Genomic DNA, 18,550 nt, shown 5'->3' with positions numbered 1-18,550 from the left:
ATGATTGACATCCATTCACATATAGTTTTTGATGTCGATGATGGACCAAAAAGTATAGAAGATAGTCGGGCACTGCTAAAAGAAGCTTATGCACAAGGTGCTCGAACTATCGTTTCAACTTCTCATCGACGAAAGGGAATGTTTGAGACACCGGAAGATAAAATTGCTGCTAATTTTAAAATCATTCAGGAACTATCCAAGGAGATAGCTCCTGACTTAACAATCTTATACGGTGCTGAGATATATTTCACTAGCGATATCTTGGACAAATTAGAAAATCATATTATCCCGAAACTAAATGACACACGCTATGCTTTAATTGAATTTAGTATGAATACACCTTATCGAGAGATTCATAGTGCCTTGTCAAAAGTTCTCATGTTAGGTGTAACGCCTGTGATTGCTCATATTGAACGTTATCACGCTTTGGAAAATGATGAAAAAAGAGTGAGAGAGCTCATCAATATGGGATGCTATACGCAAATAAACAGTTCAAGTGTTCTAAAACCGAAACTATTTGGGGATACTTATAAGTTTATGAAGAAACGTGCTCGCTATTTTTTAGATAGAGATTTAGTTCATGTTGTTGCGAGTGATATGCATAATTTGGATGATAGACGACCTCATATGAGAGAAGCTTATGATTTGATAAGTAGAAAATATGGCAAAGAAAAAGCTCAGGAGCTTTTTGAAACAAATCCTTCAAAAATTATAAAAGATGAAATTATATAGGAGAAACGATGAAAGAACAAGATAAAATCGAAATTGATGTAGTGCAAATGCTAAAGGTTTTATGGAAACGCAAATTGATAATAGCGTTGGCAGCAATTGTCACAGGTGCGCTTGCTTTTGGATATAGTTCATTTGTAGTTAAACCTCAATTTACAAGTACCACACGTATCTATGTGGTCAATCGTAACCAAGGAGATAAACCTGGTCTGACTAATCAAGATTTGCAAGCTGGTTCATACTTGGTAAAAGACTACCGAGAAATTATTCTATCTCAAGATGTATTAGAAAAAGTAGTAGCTGACCAAGGGTTGAGTTTTGATGCAAAATCCCTCGCTAAAAAAGTTCAAGTAACGGTTCCAGCAGACACCCGTATTGTGTCAATTTCAGTAAAAGATGGGAATCCTGAAGAAGCTAGTCGTATAGCGAACGCTCTTAGAGAAGTGGCTGCTCAAAAAATTATCTCTGTTACGAAAGTATCTGACGTAACTACTTTAGAAGAAGCTCGCCCTGCTCTATCACCATCTTCTCCAAACATTCGTCGCAATACAATCTTGGGTGTTGGGATAGGAGCAAGTATTGTCATTCTATTAGCTCTATTAGTCGAATTGTTAGATGACCGTGTAAAACGTCCAGAAGATATTGAAGAAGTTATGCATATTTCGCTTTTGGGAGTTATTCCAAATTTAGAGAAATTAAAGTAAGGGAGTAAAAATGGCAAAGTTAGAATTATCAGAAAAACGCCAAACATTCGTAAAAAAAGCAGAGGAATATTACAATGCTTTGCGTACTAATATACAATTGAGTGGAGATAAGTTAAAGGTTATTGCTATTTCTTCGGTTAGACCTGGAGAAGGAAAATCAACGACTTCAACTAATATTGCATGGTCTTTTGCGCGTGCTGGTTATAAAACCCTTCTTGTTGATGCCGATATTCGAAATTCTGTTATGTCTGGTGTCTTCATGTCGCGAGAAAAAATCACTGGTTTAACAGATTACTTGTCTGGGACAAAGGACTTATCACAAGGGTTGTGTGAGACAAATGTGGAAAATCTATTTGTTATCCAATCTGGGGCTATTTCTCCGAATCCAACAGCACTTCTTCAAAGTGAGAAATTTGAAGTTATGATAGAAACACTACGCAAGTATTTTGATTATATTATTGTAGATACAGCTCCTATCGGAGTTGTAATTGATGCAGCGATTATTGCGCAAAAATGTGATGCTTCTATTTTAGTGACAGAGGCTTCTGCAACTAAACGTAGAGAAGTTCAAAAAGCTAAGACCCAATTAGAACAAACTGGGACACCATTCCTTGGTGTTATTCTAAATAAGTTCGATATTCATCTTGAAAAGTATGGCACATATGGTGGTTATGGGAGCTATGGTGCTTACGGTCAAAAATAAGTTTAGGGAGTAAATATATGGAAGGAAGGGGTTTCTATAAGGTAACTCTAGCGTTTTTGCAGAGTATACTGGTTAGTGTATTAGCTTATATACTAATTTCTGTAACAGAAACAAAGATTGTTGCAAAAACTGTTTTTGTCCTTTATTTTCTTCACTTTGCTGCCTTCTACATCAGTAGTTATGGGAAGGATTTTTTCAAACGAAGTCAATCGGTCGAATTGATAGAGACAATAAAATACATTATCTTTTTTGCTTTGTTAATTAGTTTCTCTAGTTTCTTTTTAAAAGACCAATTTGTGATTTCGAGAAGAGGAATGATTTACTTCCTTTCATTATATGGGATTTTCAACTACATTCTCAGCTTTGTTATAAAAAAATATTGGGTACAATTTAACCATAATTTAAAAGGAAGTCGTAAAATTCTTTTGATAACTGCGGCAACACGTACTGAGAAAGTAATTGATCGTCTCTTGACTTCTAATGATGTTTTTGGAAAGCTTGTAGCAGTAAGTGTCTTAGATGATCCAAATTTTAAACATAATAAAGTTACGATTGTTCCACATGAACATCTCATTCATTATGCAACTCACGAAGTAGTGGATGAGGTTTTCGTGAATTTGCCAAGTGAGGATTATGACATTGGTAGCATTATTTCTCAATTTGAAACGATGGGTATTGATGTTACAGTTAATCTAAATGCTTTTGATAAAAATTTAGGTAGAAACAAACAAATTCATGAGATGGCTGGTTTGAATGTAGTAACTTTCTCTACAAATTTATATAAACCTAGTCATATCATTGCTAAGAGAATCATTGATATTCTTGGTGCTATTGTAGGACTAATTATATTTGGTCTTGTAAGTATAGTCCTTGTGCCAATGATTCGAAAAGATGGTGGACCAGCAATCTTCTCTCAAACCCGAGTTGGTAAAAATGGTCGCTATTTCACATTTTATAAATTCCGTTCCATGAGGGTAGATGCAGAAGAAATCAAGCTACAATTGATGGACCAAAATACTATGCAGGGTGGGATGTTTAAGATGGACAATGACCCTCGCGTTACAAAAATTGGACACTTTATTCGAAAGACAAGTTTGGATGAATTGCCCCAGTTTTGGAATGTGTTGATTGGCGATATGAGCTTAGTAGGAACTCGTCCTCCAACTGTCGATGAATACGAAAAATACACACCAGAGCAAAAACGTCGTTTGAGTTTCAAACCAGGAATTACTGGCTTGTGGCAAATTAGTGGTCGTAGTGGAATTACCAATTTTGATGATGTTGTCAAACTAGATGTGGCCTATATCGATGATTGGACAATTTGGAAAGATTTTGAAATTTTATTAAAAACAATAAAAGTAGTTTTGATGAGAGATGGAGCAAAGTGATTCTATGAATAAAGTGAGAGAGATTCAATTAGGAGAGTTAACTCTTTTAGAAAGTTATATCGATCTTTGTAAAAGGCATGATTTGCGATATTATGCCTTGGGTGGGACTTTACTCGGTGCTATTCGTCATAAGGGTTTTATCCCGTGGGACGACGATATGGATTTAGGAATGCCCAGAAAAGATTATGAAAAATTCTTATCAATCTGTGAGAAAGAACTTCCTGAAAGTGTTATTTTAAGACTTCACGATGATAATCTAGGTAATACTTCGATTATGGATACTTCAGTCCAAATTCAATTTGGTAATGAATGGTGTAGTCCTTTTATTGATATCTTTCCCTTAGATGGTTATCCAGAAGATGGTTTTCACTACTGGTTGCATACAAATAAAATCAAACTTTATCGTGCCTTGTCTAAAATTTCTGTCATCGATCGTTTGCATGAAAGAGATAGAGGCTCGTTCGAAAATGCAATTGTGAAAGTTTCCAAAGCCTTAAAATTAAATAAGCTTTTAAACACTTCAAAAATTAATAAAAAATTACAAAATATCATTAAAGAATATGATTACGAGACTAGTACCATGGTTGGAAATGTCTTAGGTTCTTACCGCGAGCGAGAACTCGCAAGAAAAGAAGTGTTCGGGGAACCGCAATTACTAGAGTTTGAAAACTTACAAATTAGTTGTCATGCAAATCCTGATGAATATTTGACAAAAATATATGGTGATTACATGCAACTACCAAAAGAAGCTGAGCGTAAGGGTCATTTTGAGTCTACGTGGGGAGATTAAATTGAATAGTTTTGATTTAATGGGGGTCAGAATTGACCCCTTAACAATGGACGAAACTGTCCAAGCTGTTGAAAAATTTGTTCTTGAGCAACGGCCACTCCATCTAATGGGGGTGAATGCAGACAAGATTAATCAATGTCAAACAGATGAATCGATTAAAAAGATAGTGAACGATTCTGAAATCATTAATGCTGATGGAGCTTCAGTCGTTCTAGCTTCCCGTTTTTTGGGATATCAAGTTCCTGAGAGAGTCGCTGGAATTGATTTGATGCAAAAATTGCTCCATTTAGCTAATGAAAAGTCTTATTCGGTTTATTTTTTTGGTGCTAAGGAAGAAGTTTTAATAGATATGTTGGAAATCTTTAAGAAAGACTATCCAAATTTACGAGTCCTTGGATATCGTAATGGTTATTTTTCTGAAGAAGATGAATATGGCATTCAAGAAGATATCCGAGAGAAAAATCCTGATTTTGTTTTTGTTGGGATTACCTCTCCCAAGAAAGAATACATCATTCAAAAATTTATGGATCAAGGTGTTAATTCTGTCTTTATGGGAGTTGGAGGCAGTTTTGATGTCCTGTCTGGTCATATCCAACGAGCTCCTCTCTGGATGCAAAAATCAAATCTTGAGTGGTTGTTCCGCGTGGTAAATGAGCCGAAACGCCTCTTTAAACGGTATTTCGTAGGAAATGTCACTTTTATTAAGCGAGTTTTAGATGAAAAACGGAAGTCGAAAAAATAATATTCTACATATTTCACGTACCATGGATATCGGTGGTGCGGAACGGATTGTCTACCAGTTGGCGACAGATCTTAAGGATGAATTTGATCAGGTTCATATCGCATCTACTGGTGGACTTTGGGAGAGTGAGCTTGCTAATCAAGGGATTCAACATCATAAAATTTTAGATATCGATAGTAAAAATCCTTTGACAATATTAAAGCTTCTATATTCTATTTACCAGATTATCAAAAATAATGAGATTACTATAGTTCACACTCATCATCGTATGGCCGCTTTTTATATCCGTTTATTAAAACTGTTTAATTCAAAATTAATACACGTTTATACTGCCCACAATGTCTTCAAAGATAAATTACCTCTATATAAATTTGCTTTAGGAAATGCTAAAAGTGTAGCAGTAGGAGAAGCAGTAAATAAAAACTTAAAAGAGGACGTAGGCATTACGGATAGTAGGGTTATTTATAATGGAGTCGTCTTCAAAGAAACGGATGACCAAGTCGATGAGATTATCAGTTATAGTGGGATTAGAATAGGGTGTATTGCAAGATTATCTGAACAGAAGGGCTTGATATATCTTATTGAAGCTATGTCTTTACTTACGGTAAAGGATATTCGATTGTTTATCGTCGGTGATGGTGAGCTTAAAAATGAACTTGAGAATAAGGTTGAAGAGCTACATCTTCAAGATTCAGTAACATTTTTAGGATATCGCAAGGATATCGTAGAATGTATCAATAGTTTTGATTTTTGTGTTTTGCCTTCAGTATTTGAAGGATTTGGCTTAGTTGCCATTGAGGCATTTATGAATAGCAAAACCTTAGTTGCCACGGATATACCGGGATTAAACGAAGTTGTTACAAATGAAAATGGAATCTTAGTCCCAGTAAAAGATCCGATTGCCCTAGCTGGTGCTATAGACAAATTAGCAACAGATGTAGCATTAAGAAATAGTCTAGCTTTCCAAGCCAAAAAAACCTATGACGAAAAATTTAGTTATCCTATGTTTTTAGAAAATTATCGAGCGTTGTATAGAGAGATACAGGGAGAACCAAAATGAAAAAAGTAATGTTGGTTTTTGGGACACGTCCAGAAGCAATCAAAATGTGTCCATTAGTAAATGAGTTGAAGAAAAATGATTCAATTAAGACTATTGTCTGTGTAACTGGCCAACACAAAGAAATGCTTGAACAAGTTTTGGATGTTTTTGAAGTAGTACCTGATTATGATTTAGGAATTATGAAAGCGAACCAAACTCTATTTACAATCACGACTAGTATTCTTGATAAGATTCAAACAGTTTTAGAGCAAGAAAAACCAGATATCGTTCTTGTTCACGGTGATACAACTACGACTTTTGCTACGGCTTTGGCTGCCTTTTACATGGGAATAAAAGTTGGGCACGTGGAAGCAGGGTTGCGAACTTATAATCTCCAGAGCCCTTTTCCTGAGGAGTTTAATCGTCAAACAACTTCTATTATTGCGGATTATCATTTTGCACCAACAGAAACGGCCAAGGAGAATCTTCTGAAAGAAGGAAGAAAAAATATCTTTGTGACTGGGAATACCGTTATTGATGCTTTGAAGACAACTGTTCAGGAAAATTACGACCACCCAATTTTAGAGTGGGCTAAGGACAGTAAGTTAATTATGCTGACAGCTCACAGACGTGAAAATCTTGGGCGACCAATGGAGCATATGTTTAATGCCGTTAACCGTATTTTAAATGAATTTGAAGATGTTAAGGTTGTTTACCCAATTCATAAAAACCCTAAGGTTCGAGAGTTGGCAAGTAAAGTATTTGGTGAAAATGAACGCATGAAAATTATTGAACCTTTAGAGGTCATTGATTTCCATAATTTTATGAACCAAAGCTATATGATTTTAACAGACTCTGGCGGTGTTCAGGAAGAGGCTCCATCTTTAGGGAAACCAGTTTTAGTCATGCGTGATACCACAGAACGTCCTGAAGGGATTGCGGCAGGAACTTTGAAATTGGTAGGAACAGAAGAAGAAAATATTTACTCTAATTTTAAACTTCTTTTAGAAGACCAAGCAGAATATAACAAGATGAGTAAGGCTAGCAACCCATACGGAGATGGAAAAGCTTGTGAAAGAATCGTCGATATTATTTTGGAAGGATAGGGATAATGGATAAGGTTTCTATTATTGTACCAGTATACAATGTCGAAGATTGCTTAAGCTATTGTGTGGACAGTCTAAGACAACAGACCTATAAAAATATAGAAATTATACTGGTAGACGATGGTTCTACAGATCGTTCGGGAGAAATTTGTGACCAACATGCTCAAGAAGATAAGCGTGTACGAGTACTCCATATTGAAAATGGAGGAATATCCAATGCTCGAAATACAGGAGTTAAAGAAGCCTCAACTGATTGGATTATCTTTGTTGATTCAGACGATTATTACGATAAAAGAGCTGTAGAATATTTAGTAGGACTTAGAGATAAATACGGAGTTGAACTAGTAGCAACTCCAGTGATTGAAGTTCGAGATTATGAATCTAAAGATTTCTCTGGCTCTTTAACGGAGAAATCTTCTGAAAAATTAGATCGCTATACAGCCTTAAAAGAGATGTTCTATGGAAATCGTGTAGGGACTCATTCGGGTGGGAAACTTTATAAGAAGACGATTCTGTCACGTTTCCCTTATCCTAAAGGAATGCTTTACGAAGACTTAGCAATAGCTTACGAGCATATTGCTTCTTGTAAACACATTGCGGTAGGAGACATTAATCTATATAAATATTATCGAAGACCTGGTAGTATTGTAAATTCTAAGTATAGTGATCGTCTCTTAGATTTTTACAAGGCCATGGAATGGAATAGAAGCTATATCGAACGAGACTATCCTAATGATAAGGAAATGAGAAGGGCTTTAAATGTTCGCTATGTTTTTAATGGTCTGCATATTGTACATGCTATGCTTAGTTCAGATATGTATGCTGAAGTTAATAAAATTAGAAAAGAATACATTCAATATTTCAAAGATGTTATTCTGAATTCAAATGTTACAAGGAAAAATAAAGTGAAATACTTGATGCTTTTGGTTTCTCCAAAACTGTATGAAAAAATTAGAGAGAAGATGAGTTAGGTAAGAATGAAGGTTTTAAAAAATTATGCATATAATCTCTCTTACCAGCTACTAGTGATAATTCTTCCTATTATAACAACACCTTATGTAACTAGGGTATTTAGTTCAACTGATTTAGGGACTTATGGTTATTTCAATTCAATTGTAACCTACTTTATTTTATTGGCGACATTGGGCGTGGCCAATTATGGTACTAAAGAAATTTCAGGCCATCGTAAAGATATCCGAAAAAACTTTTGGGGCATATACACCTTGCAGTTTGGTGCGACCATTCTGTCGATATGCTTATACATTCTCTTATGTCTGTCCTTGTCATTTATGCAGAATCCAGTTGCCTATATATTGGGATTGAGTTTGGTATCTAAAGGTATGGATATTTCTTGGTTATTTCAGGGGTTAGAGGACTTTCGCAAGATAACAGTTAGAAATATTACTGTTAAACTTGTTGGTGTTATTTCGATTTTCTTGTTTGTTAAATCAGCAAATGATTTATATTTATATGTTTTTTTGTTGACGATATTTGAGCTACTAGGGCAGTTGAGTATGTGGTTGCCAGCCAGAGAATTTATCGGGAAACCACATTTTGATTGGTCCTATGCTAAACAACACTTGAAACCAGTTGTTCTCTTGTTTTTGCCGCAAATAGCTATTTCGCTATATGTTACTTTGGATCGTACTATGCTAGGGGCATTAGCCTCAACTAAAGATGTCGGAATTTATGACCAAGCCTTAAAATTGGTCAATATTTTGCTTACACTAGTGACTTCGTTAGGAAGCGTAATGCTTCCTCGTGTTGCCAATCTCCTATCAACTGGAGATCACAAGGCTGTAAACAAAATGCATCAGATGTCTTTCTTAATATACAATTTAGTCATTTTTCCTATAATAGCAGGAATGTTAATTGTTAATGATGATTTCGTGCAATTTTTCTTAGGACAGGATTTCCAAGATGCTAAATATGCGATAGCAATTATGATTTTTAGAATGTTCTTTATTGGCTGGACAAATATTATGGGTATTCAAATCTTGATTCCACATAATAAAAATAAAGAATTTATGATTTCGACAACTATTCCAGCTATTGTGAGTGTCGGTTTAAATTTATTATTACTACCTAAATTAGGTTATATCGGAGCAGCCATTGTTTCTGTATTAACAGAAGCCTTAGTATGGGCTATTCAACTGTATTTTACAAGAAACTATTTAAAGGAAGTGCCTCTTCTAGCTTCGACTTTTAAAATTATAGGAGCATCAGCTCTTATGTACGGTGTACTATTCGTTGTAAAAACTACAGTGAATTTTACGCCTGTTATAAATGTTATGGTATTTGCTACAATAGGAGCGATACTTTACATTTCTCAAATACTATTCTTAAAAGTAATTAATCCAAGAGAGTTAAAACAGCAGTTATTGAATAAGTGAAATTGAAAGGAATAAATAGAAATTTCAGTAGCTTATAGTCTTGTTGTAATAATGAACTCTTGTATAGAATTAATTTCGCTTTGGTTGATTAAATAGTTAGGAAAGGGAGGATAGAAGAGTATAAGTGAACTAGAAGATTAAAGAAATATTATTTTTTCTCATTCAATTCCATATTTCTTTTTCTTATAATTCACCCTGTATGATTCTTTTTCAAAAAGTATGATAAAAATTAAATTTGAAAACCTACTAGTCAGCATTGTTGTATCTGTAGTGGTGTTTTTTAATACCATATCAACTACGATGCTGGATAGGACTTTTTTTCAAGTCAAAGTAAATTTCCTATTTTTAGTTGTATTGCTTTTAGGACTTCGTTTTTTGTATAAGATGCAGGTCTCATACAAATATCTAATACTTTCTATTCTATTGTTGCTTTCGGGGGGATTAGTGTATTTTCAAACGAACAGACTTAATTTTCTAGTCTATTCGATGCTACTAGTCCTCTTGGTTAATGTAGATATGAAAGTAGTTTTGAGGAACTATATAGTTGTAGCTGGTATTCTCGTAGTTGGTGTTTTTCTTTTATCGCTGGTTGGCATGATTCCTAACCTGCAATATAATCGTGCGGGAGTTATTCGAAATTCGTTTGGATTTATTTATCCTACGGATTTTGCATCACATTGCTTCTATCTATTTTTAGCAGTTTCTTATCTTTTAAAAGATAAATTTATATGGACCAGATCTCTGTTTGGCGTCTTGCTATCAGCTTTTATTATAAAATACTGCGATGCACGTTTAAATGCTTTGTCAATTTTGTTAGCGACAGTTATTTTCATTTATTTTTATTACAGCAATGGGAAAAAACTAAAAATATTTGCCTTGCTGCCTTATTCGGCTGTTGTATTCGCATCAATTGTTACCTATTTGTCATACAAGTTTTCTTGGTCTAATCCATTTTTGGTATCGGTAAACAAATTAATCACGGGAAGACTAGCTCTAGGTAGGAATGCATTTGATACATTTGGAGTTCATCTATTTGGAACGAGAAACGTTCAATTTATAGGATCAGGTGGGAAAACAGAATCTGTAATAGGGTATAACTATGTGGATTCCTCTTATGTGCAGATGTTGTTTACATATGGAATAGTGCCTGTAGTACTATTACTAATAATTTATGTTGTCGCCTCAAGGAAACAGTATAAGGATGGTCAATATTTATTAGTTGCGATTTTATCATTGATTGCTTTTAACTGTATGATTGAAGCCTTCTGGTTTGTTCCTACATATAATATATTCATGTTTTTACTATTTACAACAAATACCTTTAGCGAAAAAGAATCAAATGATAGTGTTACATTAAATATAACCTAGCTTCAGCATTAATTTTTAGATAGGTATGATAGACGATATGTGGCCTTCTAGGGAAATGTTGACTCTGAGTCAGCATTGATAAGAAATTGTAGAATTCATTAACGGAGTTTTAAAATGTATGATTATTTAATTGTTGGTGCAGGTTTGTCTGGGGCAATCTTCGCACACGAAGCAACGAAACGTGGTAAAAAAGTAAAAGTGATTGACAAGCGAGATCACATCGGTGGTAATATCTACTGTGAAAATATTGAAGGTATCAACGTTCACAAGTACGGTGCCCACATTTTCCATACGTCCAACAAAAAAGTATGGGACTATGTCAACCAGTTCGCTGAATTTAACAACTATATCAACTCACCAGTAGCTAACTACAAGGGCAATCTTTACAATCTTCCCTTCAACATGAATACTTTTTATGCTATGTGGGGAACAAAGACTCCTCAAGAAGTCAAGGATAAGATTGCTGAGCAGACAGCTGACATGAAAGACGTTGAGCCTAAGAACTTGGAAGAACAAGCTATCAAGTTGATTGGCCCAGATATCTATGAAAAGTTGATTAAGGGCTATACCGAAAAACAATGGGGTCGTTCTGCTACAGATCTTCCACCATTTATCATCAAACGTCTACCAGTTCGTTTGACCTTTGATAACAACTACTTTAATGACCGTTACCAAGGAATTCCAATCGGTGGTTACAACGTCATCATTGAAAATATGTTGGGCGATGTAGAAGTAGAGCTTGGAGTTGATTTCTTTGCCAATCGTGAAGAGCTGGAAGCTTCAGCTGAAAAAGTTGTCTTTACAGGGATGATTGACCAGTACTTTGATTACAAACATGGGGAGTTGGAGTATCGCAGTCTTCGTTTTGAACACGAAGTCTTGGATGAGGAAAACCATCAAGGGAATGCGGTCGTCAACTATACAGAGCGTGAGATTCCTTATACTCGGGTCATCGAACACAAGCACTTCGAGTATGGTACCCAACCGAAGACAGTTATCACACGTGAATACCCAGCTGACTGGAAACGGGGAGATGAACCCTACTACCCAATCAATGATGAAAAGAACAACGCTATGTTTGCCAAGTACCAAGAAGAAGCCACTAAAAATGACAAGGTTATCTTCTGTGGACGGCTAGCAGATTACAAATACTACGACATGCACGTGGTCATTGAGCGTGCTCTAGAGGTCGTAGCAAATGAATTTGATTGAAAGAAACAGTGATTCATGAAGTATTTTCTAAAAGAAGAGTTTTTGAAAGATTCTGGTGCTCGAAACGCCGGGAACAAGGCTAGAAATGATGTCGAAGAGATCGTCAAACGAGAAGGCTATCAACCCTTGTTGTTAACAGTTGAGGATTGGTATCAAATGGGAACCGTTAAAGCTCAGCGACACAAGGCAAAAGCTCTAGCTCAAGCTTTTTCTCAGTTGAAATCAGGGGATCAACTATTGATTCAATTCCCCATGCTCCATCATAGTTTTTTCACCACTCGCTTGATAAGAAAAATCCAGCGAAGAGGGGTACAAGTCTATTTTATTATCCATGATTTGGAAGCTTTGCGCTATGCCAATCTAGATACAGTACCTTTGAAGCATAAGATTCGAGTCCATCTTCAAGAATCAAGTCTATTAAAGGTAGCTGATGGAGTGATTGCTCATAATCCGATTATGAAATCAGTATTGGTGGAGAAGGGGATCCCAGAGCACAAACTAGTTAGTTTAGAAATTTTTGACTACCTCATTCCGAATTACCAAGAGAAAGATGGTCTATCAAAGGATCAACCAATCATTGTAGCAGGGAATTTAGCCCAAGAAAAAGCAGGATACCTTTATCAATTGCCTGCTAGACCGGCCTACAATCTCTATGGTGTCGGCTTTGATGAGAAAAGAGCCCTTGCCAACGAGACCTATTTTGGCTCCTTCCTGCCTGATGAGCTTCCTGCAGCCCTAGAAGGTGGTTTTGGACTTGTTTGGGATGGTGACAGTGCTCAGACGTGTAGTGGTGTTTTTGGGGAGTATCTTCGCTATAACAACTCTCATAAGGCTTCCCTTTACTTGGCATCAGGCTTCCCACTTGTTGTTTGGAAACAGTCAGCCTTGTCTCGCTTTGTTCTTGAGAATGGATGTGGGATTGCAGTAGAGTCGCTTCATGACTTGAAGGCAACAATTGATTATCTTTCAGATGAGGATTACCAAGATTTGGTTGAAAAAACTAAATATATTGGTAAAAAAATACGGGATGGCTTTTTCCTCACTAATGCTCTAAATAAATTATCGAAATAAGAGGTCAGTAACGACCTCTTTTTTTATTAAAAAAATCGAATATAATAGACAGTTTTTTTACAAAGGACTTAAACATCAATTCCTATTACAAAAATGAATGATTCATGAATGAATTTGAATAAAATTTCTATGGGGGAACAGTTGATTTTCAGAATAATTTTCAGTATTTTTAATAGTTTTACACTATTTTTTGACATAAAATATAAAATTTAGGACTTGTAATGGAATATTAAAATAAATTTAATGAAAAACCTTCGATAAAATCATAAAAAAATGGCCACGAATCAGATTTTTGTGATATAATATTCTGTGAATAGCTATGCCTTCTTGTAGCTGTTAAAAAATCAAAGTGTGAAACTTGGAAGATAGAGAGGACGCAATGTAATGACTAGAAATGGTTTCTTTACAGGCTTAGATATTGGAACAAGCTCAATTAAAGTATTAGTTGCTGAGCTTGTAGATGGTGAAGTAAATGTAATCGGTGTTAGCAACGCCAAAAGTAAAGGTGTCAAGGATGGAATTATCGTTGACATCGAGGCCGCAGCAACGGCTATCAAATCTGCTATTTCTCAAGCAGAAGAAAAAGCAGGAATTTCAATCAAATCAGTAAACGTTGGGCTTCCAGCAAACTTGTTGCAAGTGGAACCAACTCAGGGAATGATTCCTGTAACATCAGATACAAAAGAAATTACAGATCAAGATGTTGAGAATGTTGTCAAATCTGCTTTGACAAAGAGCATGACACCTGATCGTGAAGTGATTACTTTTGTGCCAGAAGAATTTGTAGTAGACGGCTTCCAAGGTATTCGTGACCCTCGTGGTATGATGGGTGTTCGTTTGGAAATGCGTGGACTTCTCTATACAGGTCCAAGAACCATTCTTCACAACCTTCGTAAAACTGTAGAACGTGTTGGAGTTCAAGTCGATAACGTGATTATTTCACCACTTGCAATTGTAAACTCTGTTCTTAACGAAGGCGAACGTGAGTTTGGAGCAACAGTTATCGATATGGGTGGTGGCCAAACAAGCGTTGCTACTATCCGTAATCAAGAGCTTCAATACACAAATGTTTACCAAGAAGGTGGCGATTACGTCACTAAAGACATTTCAAAAGTTCTTAAAACTTCTAAGAAGATTGCAGAAGGTTTGAAGCTTAACTACGGTGAAGCTTATCCGCAACTTGCAAGCAAAGAAACTTTCCAAGTTGAAGTTATTGGTGAAGTAGAACCTGTTGAAGTTACAGAATTATACTTGGCTCAAATTATTTCAGCTAGATTGAAACACATCTTTGAACAAATCAAACAAGATTTGGAAAGAAGACATTTGTTAGATTTGCCAGGTGGTATTGCTCTGATTGGTGGGAATGCTATTCTGCCGGGTATCGTTGAGCTTGCCCAAGAAGTACTTGGAGTTCGTGTAAAACTTTACGTTCCAAACCAAGTGGGTATCCGCAATCCTGCATTTGCTCATGTGATTAGTCTGTCTGAATTTGCTGGAAGCCTTACAGAAATTAATGTTTTAGCTCAAAGAGCTATCAGAGGAGATCAAGTTTTGCGTCAACAACCGATTGATTTCAGAACTTCAAGTCAGGAAAAGCCTGCAGCTTCTCAACGTTCAGTGTTTGGTACAACTTCAACTGAATCAGCAGAACCGACTTATACTGCTGACTCAGCAACTTCAAATCAATCAGAAGAAAAACCAAAATTGACTGAGCGATTCCGTAGCTTAATCGGAAGCATGTTTGATGAATAGGATAGAGGGATAAAATATGACATTTTCATTTGATACAGCAGCAGCACAAGGTGCAGTAATTAAAGTAATTGGTGTCGGTGGTGGCGGAGGAAACGCCATCAACCGCATGGTTGACGAAGGTGTTTCAGGTGTTGAGTTCATCGCAGCCAACACAGATGTACAAGCCTTGAGCAGTACAAAAGCTGAAACAGTTATCCAGCTTGGCCCTAAATTAACTCGTGGACTTGGTGCTGGAGGACAACCTGAAGTTGGTCGCAAGGCTGCTGAAGAAAGCGAAGAAGTAATCACTGAAGCAATCAGTGGTGCAGATATGGTCTTCATTACTGCTGGTATGGGTGGTGGTTCTGGTACAGGTGCTGCACCAGTTATCGCTCGTATCGCTAAAGGTTTAGGCGCTTTGACTGTCGGTGTTGTAACACGTCCATTCGGTTTTGAAGGAAGTAAACGTGGTCAATTCGCAGTTGAAGGTATTAACGAACTTCGCGAACATGTTGATACTCTTTTGATTATCTCAAACAACAATTTGTTAGAAATCGTTGATAAGAAAACTCCACTTCTTGAAGCTTTGTCTGAAGCAGATAACGTTCTTCGCCAAGGTGTTCAAGGGATTACAGATTTGATTACAAATCCTGGTTTGATCAACTTGGACTTTGCAGACGTGAAGACAGTAATGGCAAACAAAGGAAATGCCCTCATGGGTATCGGTATCGGTAGTGGAGAAGAGCGTGTTATTGAAGCGGCTCGTAAAGCTATCTACTCACCACTCCTTGAAACAACAATCGATGGAGCAGAAGACGTTATCGTGAACGTAACTGGTGGTTTGGATATGACCTTGATTGAAGCTGAAGAAGCTTCAGAAATAGTTAACCAAGCTGCTGGACACGGTGTAAACATCTGGCTCGGTACTTCTATTGATGAATCAATGAAAGATGAAATCCGTGTAACTGTTGTTGCTACTGGAGTTCGTCAAGATGCAGTTGAAAAAGTGGTAGCACCACAACCAAGACAAGCATCATTCCGTGAGCCAGCAAGAACTGGACACACCCACACTTACGACCGTCATTTTGATTTAGCTGAAACAGCTGAACTTCCAACTCCTTCTCAACGTCATTCTGAAGCACCTAAGGCATCAGCTTTCGGTGATTGGGACTTGAGACGTGATTCAATCGTTCGTCAAGGTGAATCAGTCGTATCACCAGTTGAGCGTTTCGAAGCACCATCTTCTGATGATGATGAGTTAGAAACACCACCATTCTTTAAAAACCGTTAATAGAGATGGATTTAAAAGAAAACACAAATCAGGTATTTCAACAGGTTACCAAAGCAATTACAGAAGCCGGCCGTGAAGACGGTTCGGTTTCTGTAATTGCAGTAACAAAATATGTTGATATTGCAACCGCAGCTAATTTGATCGACCAAGGAGTTCAACACATCGGTGAAAACCGTGTCGACAAATTTCTTGAAAAGTATCATGCTTTAAGTGATAAGGATGTTACTTGGCACTTGATTGGTAGCTTGCAAAGAAGAAAAGTGAAAGATATTATTCCTTATGTTGATTATTTTCACGCTTTAGATTCTTTGAAATTAGCTCAAGAGATTCAAAAACGTGCCAATCGTAAGGTTAAATGTTTTTTGCAGGTCAATATTTCTGGAGAAGAAAGCAAGCATGGTTTTTCGAAAGAAGAACTTTTGGCGGTCTTACCAGACTTGTCAAGCTTGGATCAAATAGAGTATGTTGGTCTTATGACTATGGCTCCATTTGAAGCTGAAACAGAAGAGTTGCAAAAAATCTTTAAAGAAACGCAAGAGTTGCAACAATATATTCGTGAACAACAACTCCCCAATATGCCAATGACAGAATTAAGTATGGGAATGAGTCGTGACTATAAAGAAGCGATTCAGTGTGGCTCGACTTATGTTCGAATTGGTACAGCATTTTTTAAATAGGAAATAATCATGTCATTAAAAGATAAATTTGATAAATTTATAGATTACTTTACAGAAGATGGAGATGAAGTTGCTTCAGATGTTGTAGCTGCACGTTCTGAACGTCCACTAGCTTCAGTGCCTCCAAAGAGAGAATTACCTCAGCAAGCTTCTGTTGCTCAAGAATCTTCGCCAGTTGAAGCAAAAGAAAAAAACATTACAAAACTTCATGCTCGTCAACAACAACTAGCAATTGAAAGCCATCGCTCTACTGAAAAAGTAACCATCGATGTTCGTTACCCACGCCGTTACGAAGATGCAACAGATATTGTTGATTTGTTAGCTGGAAACGAAAGTATCTTGATTGACTTCCAATATATGACAGAAGTCCAAGCTCGTCGTTGTTTGGATTACTTGGATGGAGCACGTCATGTCCTTGCTGGTGAGTTGAGAAAAGTCGCACATACAATGTACCTTTTGACACCAGTTGGTGTTGTGGTTAACATTGAAGATATCCGTTTACCAGAGGAAACTCAAAGCGAAGAGTACGACTTTGACATGAAGAGAAATAGAGTACGTTAATGTTTCTAATAATTCGTTTTATCCAAAATGCTACAGATATCTATTCAATGATACTTGTAGCTTTTGCGCTATTATCATGGTTTCCAAATGCCTACGACACTCAGTTGGGAAAATTTTTGGAGACCTTGTGTAAACCAATTCTGGAACCCTTGAAACGTCTACCGCTGCAAATTGCAGGCTTGGATTTCTCAGTTTGGATAGCTCTAATTCTCTTGCGCATGATAAGTCGCTATCTTATCAATTTGCTGGTTATGTTATGAGCAAAGAACTTTACCAACATTTTGCAACAGAAGATATTCCATTCATTGACAAGGGTTTGGAGTGGTTAGGGCAGGTAGAAGAACATTACGCACCGATTTTATCACCTTTTATAAATCCTCACCAAGTATTTATCTTGGAGACATTGGGAAACAATAGAGGGGTAAAAACCTTTTCTAGTACTCGTTTTGTACCTTCAGAGTATGCTCGGGTCATTCTAGCGCCGGATTATTTCGCGCCAAGTTTGGAAGATTTTGAAATGACCTTGCTTGAGATTGAGTATTCCAGCAAGTTTCAACAACTAACCCATTCAAAAATTCTGGGTACGGTTCTCAATCGTCTAGGTATTGACCGAAAGTTATTTGGAGACATTCTGGTAACAGAAGAGAAAGCCCAAATTATTGTCGATCGAAGATTTACCACTCTTTTTCAGGATGGCATTCAAAAGATTTCCAAGTTGCCTGTAAGTTTAGTAGAACGTCCTTTTTCAGATAAGATAGAGTCTAAAGATGAGTATCAAGAAAAAGAAATCCTAGTTTCAAGTTTTCGTCTAGATACTTTCTTATCAAGTATATTGAAATTATCTCGTTCACAAACTTTAGCTCTAGTTGAAAAGAAGTTGGTTCAAGTCAATTATCATATAGTTGAAAAATCTGACTATCAAGTAAAAGTTGGGGATTTGATAAGTGTCAGACGGTTTGGCCGAATCATCTTGCTTAAAGAAAACGGTCAAACGAAGAAAGATAAGAAAAAATTAACAGTTCAGCTACTATTAAGTAAGTGAGAA

Annotated in this window: 19 protein-coding genes and 1 pseudogene; all 20 read left to right on the top strand. The window is 36.5% G+C overall.

Annotated elements, in window-relative coordinates; genetic code table 11:
• Nucleotides 1–732: a capsular polysaccharide biosynthesis protein Cps4B gene (cps4B, locus tag GOM46_RS06785; protein WP_235083388.1), complete on the top strand. Its 732-nt coding sequence runs from the start codon at nucleotides 1–3 to the stop codon at nucleotides 730–732.
• An 8-nt stretch (nucleotides 733–740) separates the two neighbouring features.
• Nucleotides 741–1,433 carry a CspC family polysaccharide chain length determinant protein gene (locus tag GOM46_RS06780; protein ID WP_235083387.1) on the top strand — a complete coding sequence of 231 codons (693 nt, stop codon included), beginning with the start codon at nucleotides 741–743 and terminating at the stop codon, nucleotides 1,431–1,433.
• A 10-nt stretch (nucleotides 1,434–1,443) separates the two neighbouring features.
• Nucleotides 1,444–2,136 (top strand): tyrosine-protein kinase, encoded by a 693-nt coding sequence (locus tag GOM46_RS06775; RefSeq protein WP_235083386.1) that lies wholly within the window; start codon nucleotides 1,444–1,446, stop codon nucleotides 2,134–2,136.
• A 17-nt stretch (nucleotides 2,137–2,153) separates the two neighbouring features.
• Nucleotides 2,154–3,524: a sugar transferase gene (locus GOM46_RS06770; protein ID WP_235083385.1), complete on the top strand. Its 1,371-nt coding sequence runs from the start codon at nucleotides 2,154–2,156 to the stop codon at nucleotides 3,522–3,524.
• A 4-nt stretch (nucleotides 3,525–3,528) separates the two neighbouring features.
• Nucleotides 3,529–4,314 (top strand): LicD family protein, encoded by a 786-nt coding sequence (locus GOM46_RS06765; protein ID WP_235083384.1) that lies wholly within the window; start codon nucleotides 3,529–3,531, stop codon nucleotides 4,312–4,314.
• 19 nt (nucleotides 4,315–4,333) lie between these two features.
• Nucleotides 4,334–5,056 (top strand): WecB/TagA/CpsF family glycosyltransferase, encoded by a 723-nt coding sequence (locus tag GOM46_RS06760; protein ID WP_235084144.1) that lies wholly within the window; start codon nucleotides 4,334–4,336, stop codon nucleotides 5,054–5,056.
• Nucleotides 5,031–6,116 (top strand): glycosyltransferase family 4 protein, encoded by a 1,086-nt coding sequence (locus tag GOM46_RS06755; RefSeq protein ID WP_235083383.1) that lies wholly within the window; start codon nucleotides 5,031–5,033, stop codon nucleotides 6,114–6,116. Before GOM46_RS06760 ends, GOM46_RS06755 begins: the two co-directional genes overlap by 26 nt.
• Nucleotides 6,113–7,201 (top strand): non-hydrolyzing UDP-N-acetylglucosamine 2-epimerase, encoded by a 1,089-nt coding sequence (wecB, locus tag GOM46_RS06750; protein ID WP_235083382.1) that lies wholly within the window; start codon nucleotides 6,113–6,115, stop codon nucleotides 7,199–7,201. Before GOM46_RS06755 ends, wecB begins: the two co-directional genes overlap by 4 nt.
• Before the next feature lie 5 nt (nucleotides 7,202–7,206).
• Entirely contained in the window at nucleotides 7,207–8,172 is a 966-nt protein-coding gene (locus tag GOM46_RS06745; protein ID WP_235083381.1) for a glycosyltransferase family 2 protein, read from the top strand.
• Nucleotides 8,173–8,178: 6 nt separating this feature from the next.
• Nucleotides 8,179–9,594: a flippase gene (locus tag GOM46_RS06740; protein ID WP_235083380.1), complete on the top strand. Its 1,416-nt coding sequence runs from the start codon at nucleotides 8,179–8,181 to the stop codon at nucleotides 9,592–9,594.
• 219 nt (nucleotides 9,595–9,813) lie between these two features.
• A complete protein-coding gene (locus GOM46_RS06735; RefSeq protein ID WP_235083379.1) occupies nucleotides 9,814–10,962 on the top strand; it encodes a polysaccharide polymerase in 1,149 nt (382 codons plus the stop codon).
• A gap of 114 nt (nucleotides 10,963–11,076) precedes the next feature.
• Nucleotides 11,077–12,174: a UDP-galactopyranose mutase gene (gene glf, locus GOM46_RS06730; RefSeq protein WP_235083378.1), complete on the top strand. Its 1,098-nt coding sequence runs from the start codon at nucleotides 11,077–11,079 to the stop codon at nucleotides 12,172–12,174.
• A 15-nt stretch (nucleotides 12,175–12,189) separates the two neighbouring features.
• The gene (locus GOM46_RS06725; protein WP_235083377.1) at nucleotides 12,190–13,245 is read left to right on the top strand and encodes a galactofuranosyltransferase; all 1,056 of its coding nucleotides are present in this window, start codon (nucleotides 12,190–12,192) and stop codon (nucleotides 13,243–13,245) included.
• 384 nt (nucleotides 13,246–13,629) lie between these two features.
• Nucleotides 13,630–14,821 (top strand): annotated as a pseudogene (gene ftsA, locus GOM46_RS06720) (cell division protein FtsA); the annotation flags it as partial.
• Nucleotides 14,797–14,997 carry a cell division protein FtsA C-terminal domain-containing protein gene (locus tag GOM46_RS08450; RefSeq protein ID WP_373113935.1) on the top strand — a complete coding sequence of 67 codons (201 nt, stop codon included), beginning with the start codon at nucleotides 14,797–14,799 and terminating at the stop codon, nucleotides 14,995–14,997. The pseudogene ftsA and the gene GOM46_RS08450, both read left to right, overlap by 25 nt.
• A 16-nt stretch (nucleotides 14,998–15,013) precedes the next feature.
• The gene (gene ftsZ / locus GOM46_RS06715) at nucleotides 15,014–16,267 is read left to right on the top strand and encodes a cell division protein FtsZ (RefSeq protein ID WP_006149714.1); all 1,254 of its coding nucleotides are present in this window, start codon (nucleotides 15,014–15,016) and stop codon (nucleotides 16,265–16,267) included.
• Between the two features lie 5 nt (nucleotides 16,268–16,272).
• A complete protein-coding gene (locus tag GOM46_RS06710) occupies nucleotides 16,273–16,944 on the top strand; it encodes a YggS family pyridoxal phosphate-dependent enzyme (protein ID WP_006149727.1) in 672 nt (223 codons plus the stop codon).
• A gap of 9 nt (nucleotides 16,945–16,953) precedes the next feature.
• Nucleotides 16,954–17,505 carry a cell division protein SepF gene (locus tag GOM46_RS06705; protein ID WP_016466140.1) on the top strand — a complete coding sequence of 184 codons (552 nt, stop codon included), beginning with the start codon at nucleotides 16,954–16,956 and terminating at the stop codon, nucleotides 17,503–17,505.
• Nucleotides 17,505–17,765: a YggT family protein gene (locus tag GOM46_RS06700; protein WP_235083376.1), complete on the top strand. Its 261-nt coding sequence runs from the start codon at nucleotides 17,505–17,507 to the stop codon at nucleotides 17,763–17,765. Before GOM46_RS06705 ends, GOM46_RS06700 begins: the two co-directional genes overlap by 1 nt.
• Nucleotides 17,762–18,547, top strand: coding sequence for an RNA-binding protein (locus tag GOM46_RS06695; RefSeq protein ID WP_235083375.1), 786 nt, complete (start codon nucleotides 17,762–17,764; stop codon nucleotides 18,545–18,547). Before GOM46_RS06700 ends, GOM46_RS06695 begins: the two co-directional genes overlap by 4 nt.
• The last annotated feature ends 3 nt before the right edge of the window (nucleotides 18,548–18,550 follow it).

The sequence above is a fragment of the Streptococcus infantis genome (assembly GCF_021497965.1).
In the GTDB taxonomy this organism is placed as follows: domain Bacteria; phylum Bacillota; class Bacilli; order Lactobacillales; family Streptococcaceae; genus Streptococcus; species Streptococcus infantis_B.
This window is presented reverse-complemented; position numbering and strand designations above follow the sequence as displayed.

Excerpts from the sequence above, each read along its gene's own strand:
- GOM46_RS06725 (WP_235083377.1), top strand. The coding sequence starts at position 12,190 with ATGAAGTATTTTCTAAAAGAAGAGTTTTTGAAAGATTCTGGTGCTCGA.
- GOM46_RS06760 (WP_235084144.1), top strand. The coding sequence starts at position 4,334 with ATGGGGGTCAGAATTGACCCCTTAACAATGGACGAAACTGTCCAAGCT.
- GOM46_RS06695 (WP_235083375.1), top strand. The coding sequence starts at position 17,762 with ATGAGCAAAGAACTTTACCAACATTTTGCAACAGAAGATATTCCATTC.
- GOM46_RS06765 (WP_235083384.1), top strand. The coding sequence starts at position 3,529 with ATGAATAAAGTGAGAGAGATTCAATTAGGAGAGTTAACTCTTTTAGAA.
- GOM46_RS06740 (WP_235083380.1), top strand. The coding sequence starts at position 8,179 with ATGAAGGTTTTAAAAAATTATGCATATAATCTCTCTTACCAGCTACTA.
- wecB (WP_235083382.1), top strand. The coding sequence starts at position 6,113 with ATGAAAAAAGTAATGTTGGTTTTTGGGACACGTCCAGAAGCAATCAAA.
- GOM46_RS06775 (WP_235083386.1), top strand. The coding sequence starts at position 1,444 with ATGGCAAAGTTAGAATTATCAGAAAAACGCCAAACATTCGTAAAAAAA.
- GOM46_RS06755 (WP_235083383.1), top strand. The coding sequence starts at position 5,031 with ATGAAAAACGGAAGTCGAAAAAATAATATTCTACATATTTCACGTACC.
- GOM46_RS06780 (WP_235083387.1), top strand. The coding sequence starts at position 741 with ATGAAAGAACAAGATAAAATCGAAATTGATGTAGTGCAAATGCTAAAG.
- GOM46_RS06735 (WP_235083379.1), top strand. The coding sequence starts at position 9,814 with ATGATAAAAATTAAATTTGAAAACCTACTAGTCAGCATTGTTGTATCT.
- GOM46_RS06705 (WP_016466140.1), top strand. The coding sequence starts at position 16,954 with ATGTCATTAAAAGATAAATTTGATAAATTTATAGATTACTTTACAGAA.
- GOM46_RS06745 (WP_235083381.1), top strand. The coding sequence starts at position 7,207 with ATGGATAAGGTTTCTATTATTGTACCAGTATACAATGTCGAAGATTGC.
- GOM46_RS06710 (WP_006149727.1), top strand. The coding sequence starts at position 16,273 with ATGGATTTAAAAGAAAACACAAATCAGGTATTTCAACAGGTTACCAAA.
- GOM46_RS06700 (WP_235083376.1), top strand. The coding sequence starts at position 17,505 with ATGTTTCTAATAATTCGTTTTATCCAAAATGCTACAGATATCTATTCA.
- ftsZ (WP_006149714.1), top strand. The coding sequence starts at position 15,014 with ATGACATTTTCATTTGATACAGCAGCAGCACAAGGTGCAGTAATTAAA.
- glf (WP_235083378.1), top strand. The coding sequence starts at position 11,077 with ATGTATGATTATTTAATTGTTGGTGCAGGTTTGTCTGGGGCAATCTTC.
- cps4B (WP_235083388.1), top strand. The coding sequence starts at position 1 with ATGATTGACATCCATTCACATATAGTTTTTGATGTCGATGATGGACCA.
- GOM46_RS06770 (WP_235083385.1), top strand. The coding sequence starts at position 2,154 with ATGGAAGGAAGGGGTTTCTATAAGGTAACTCTAGCGTTTTTGCAGAGT.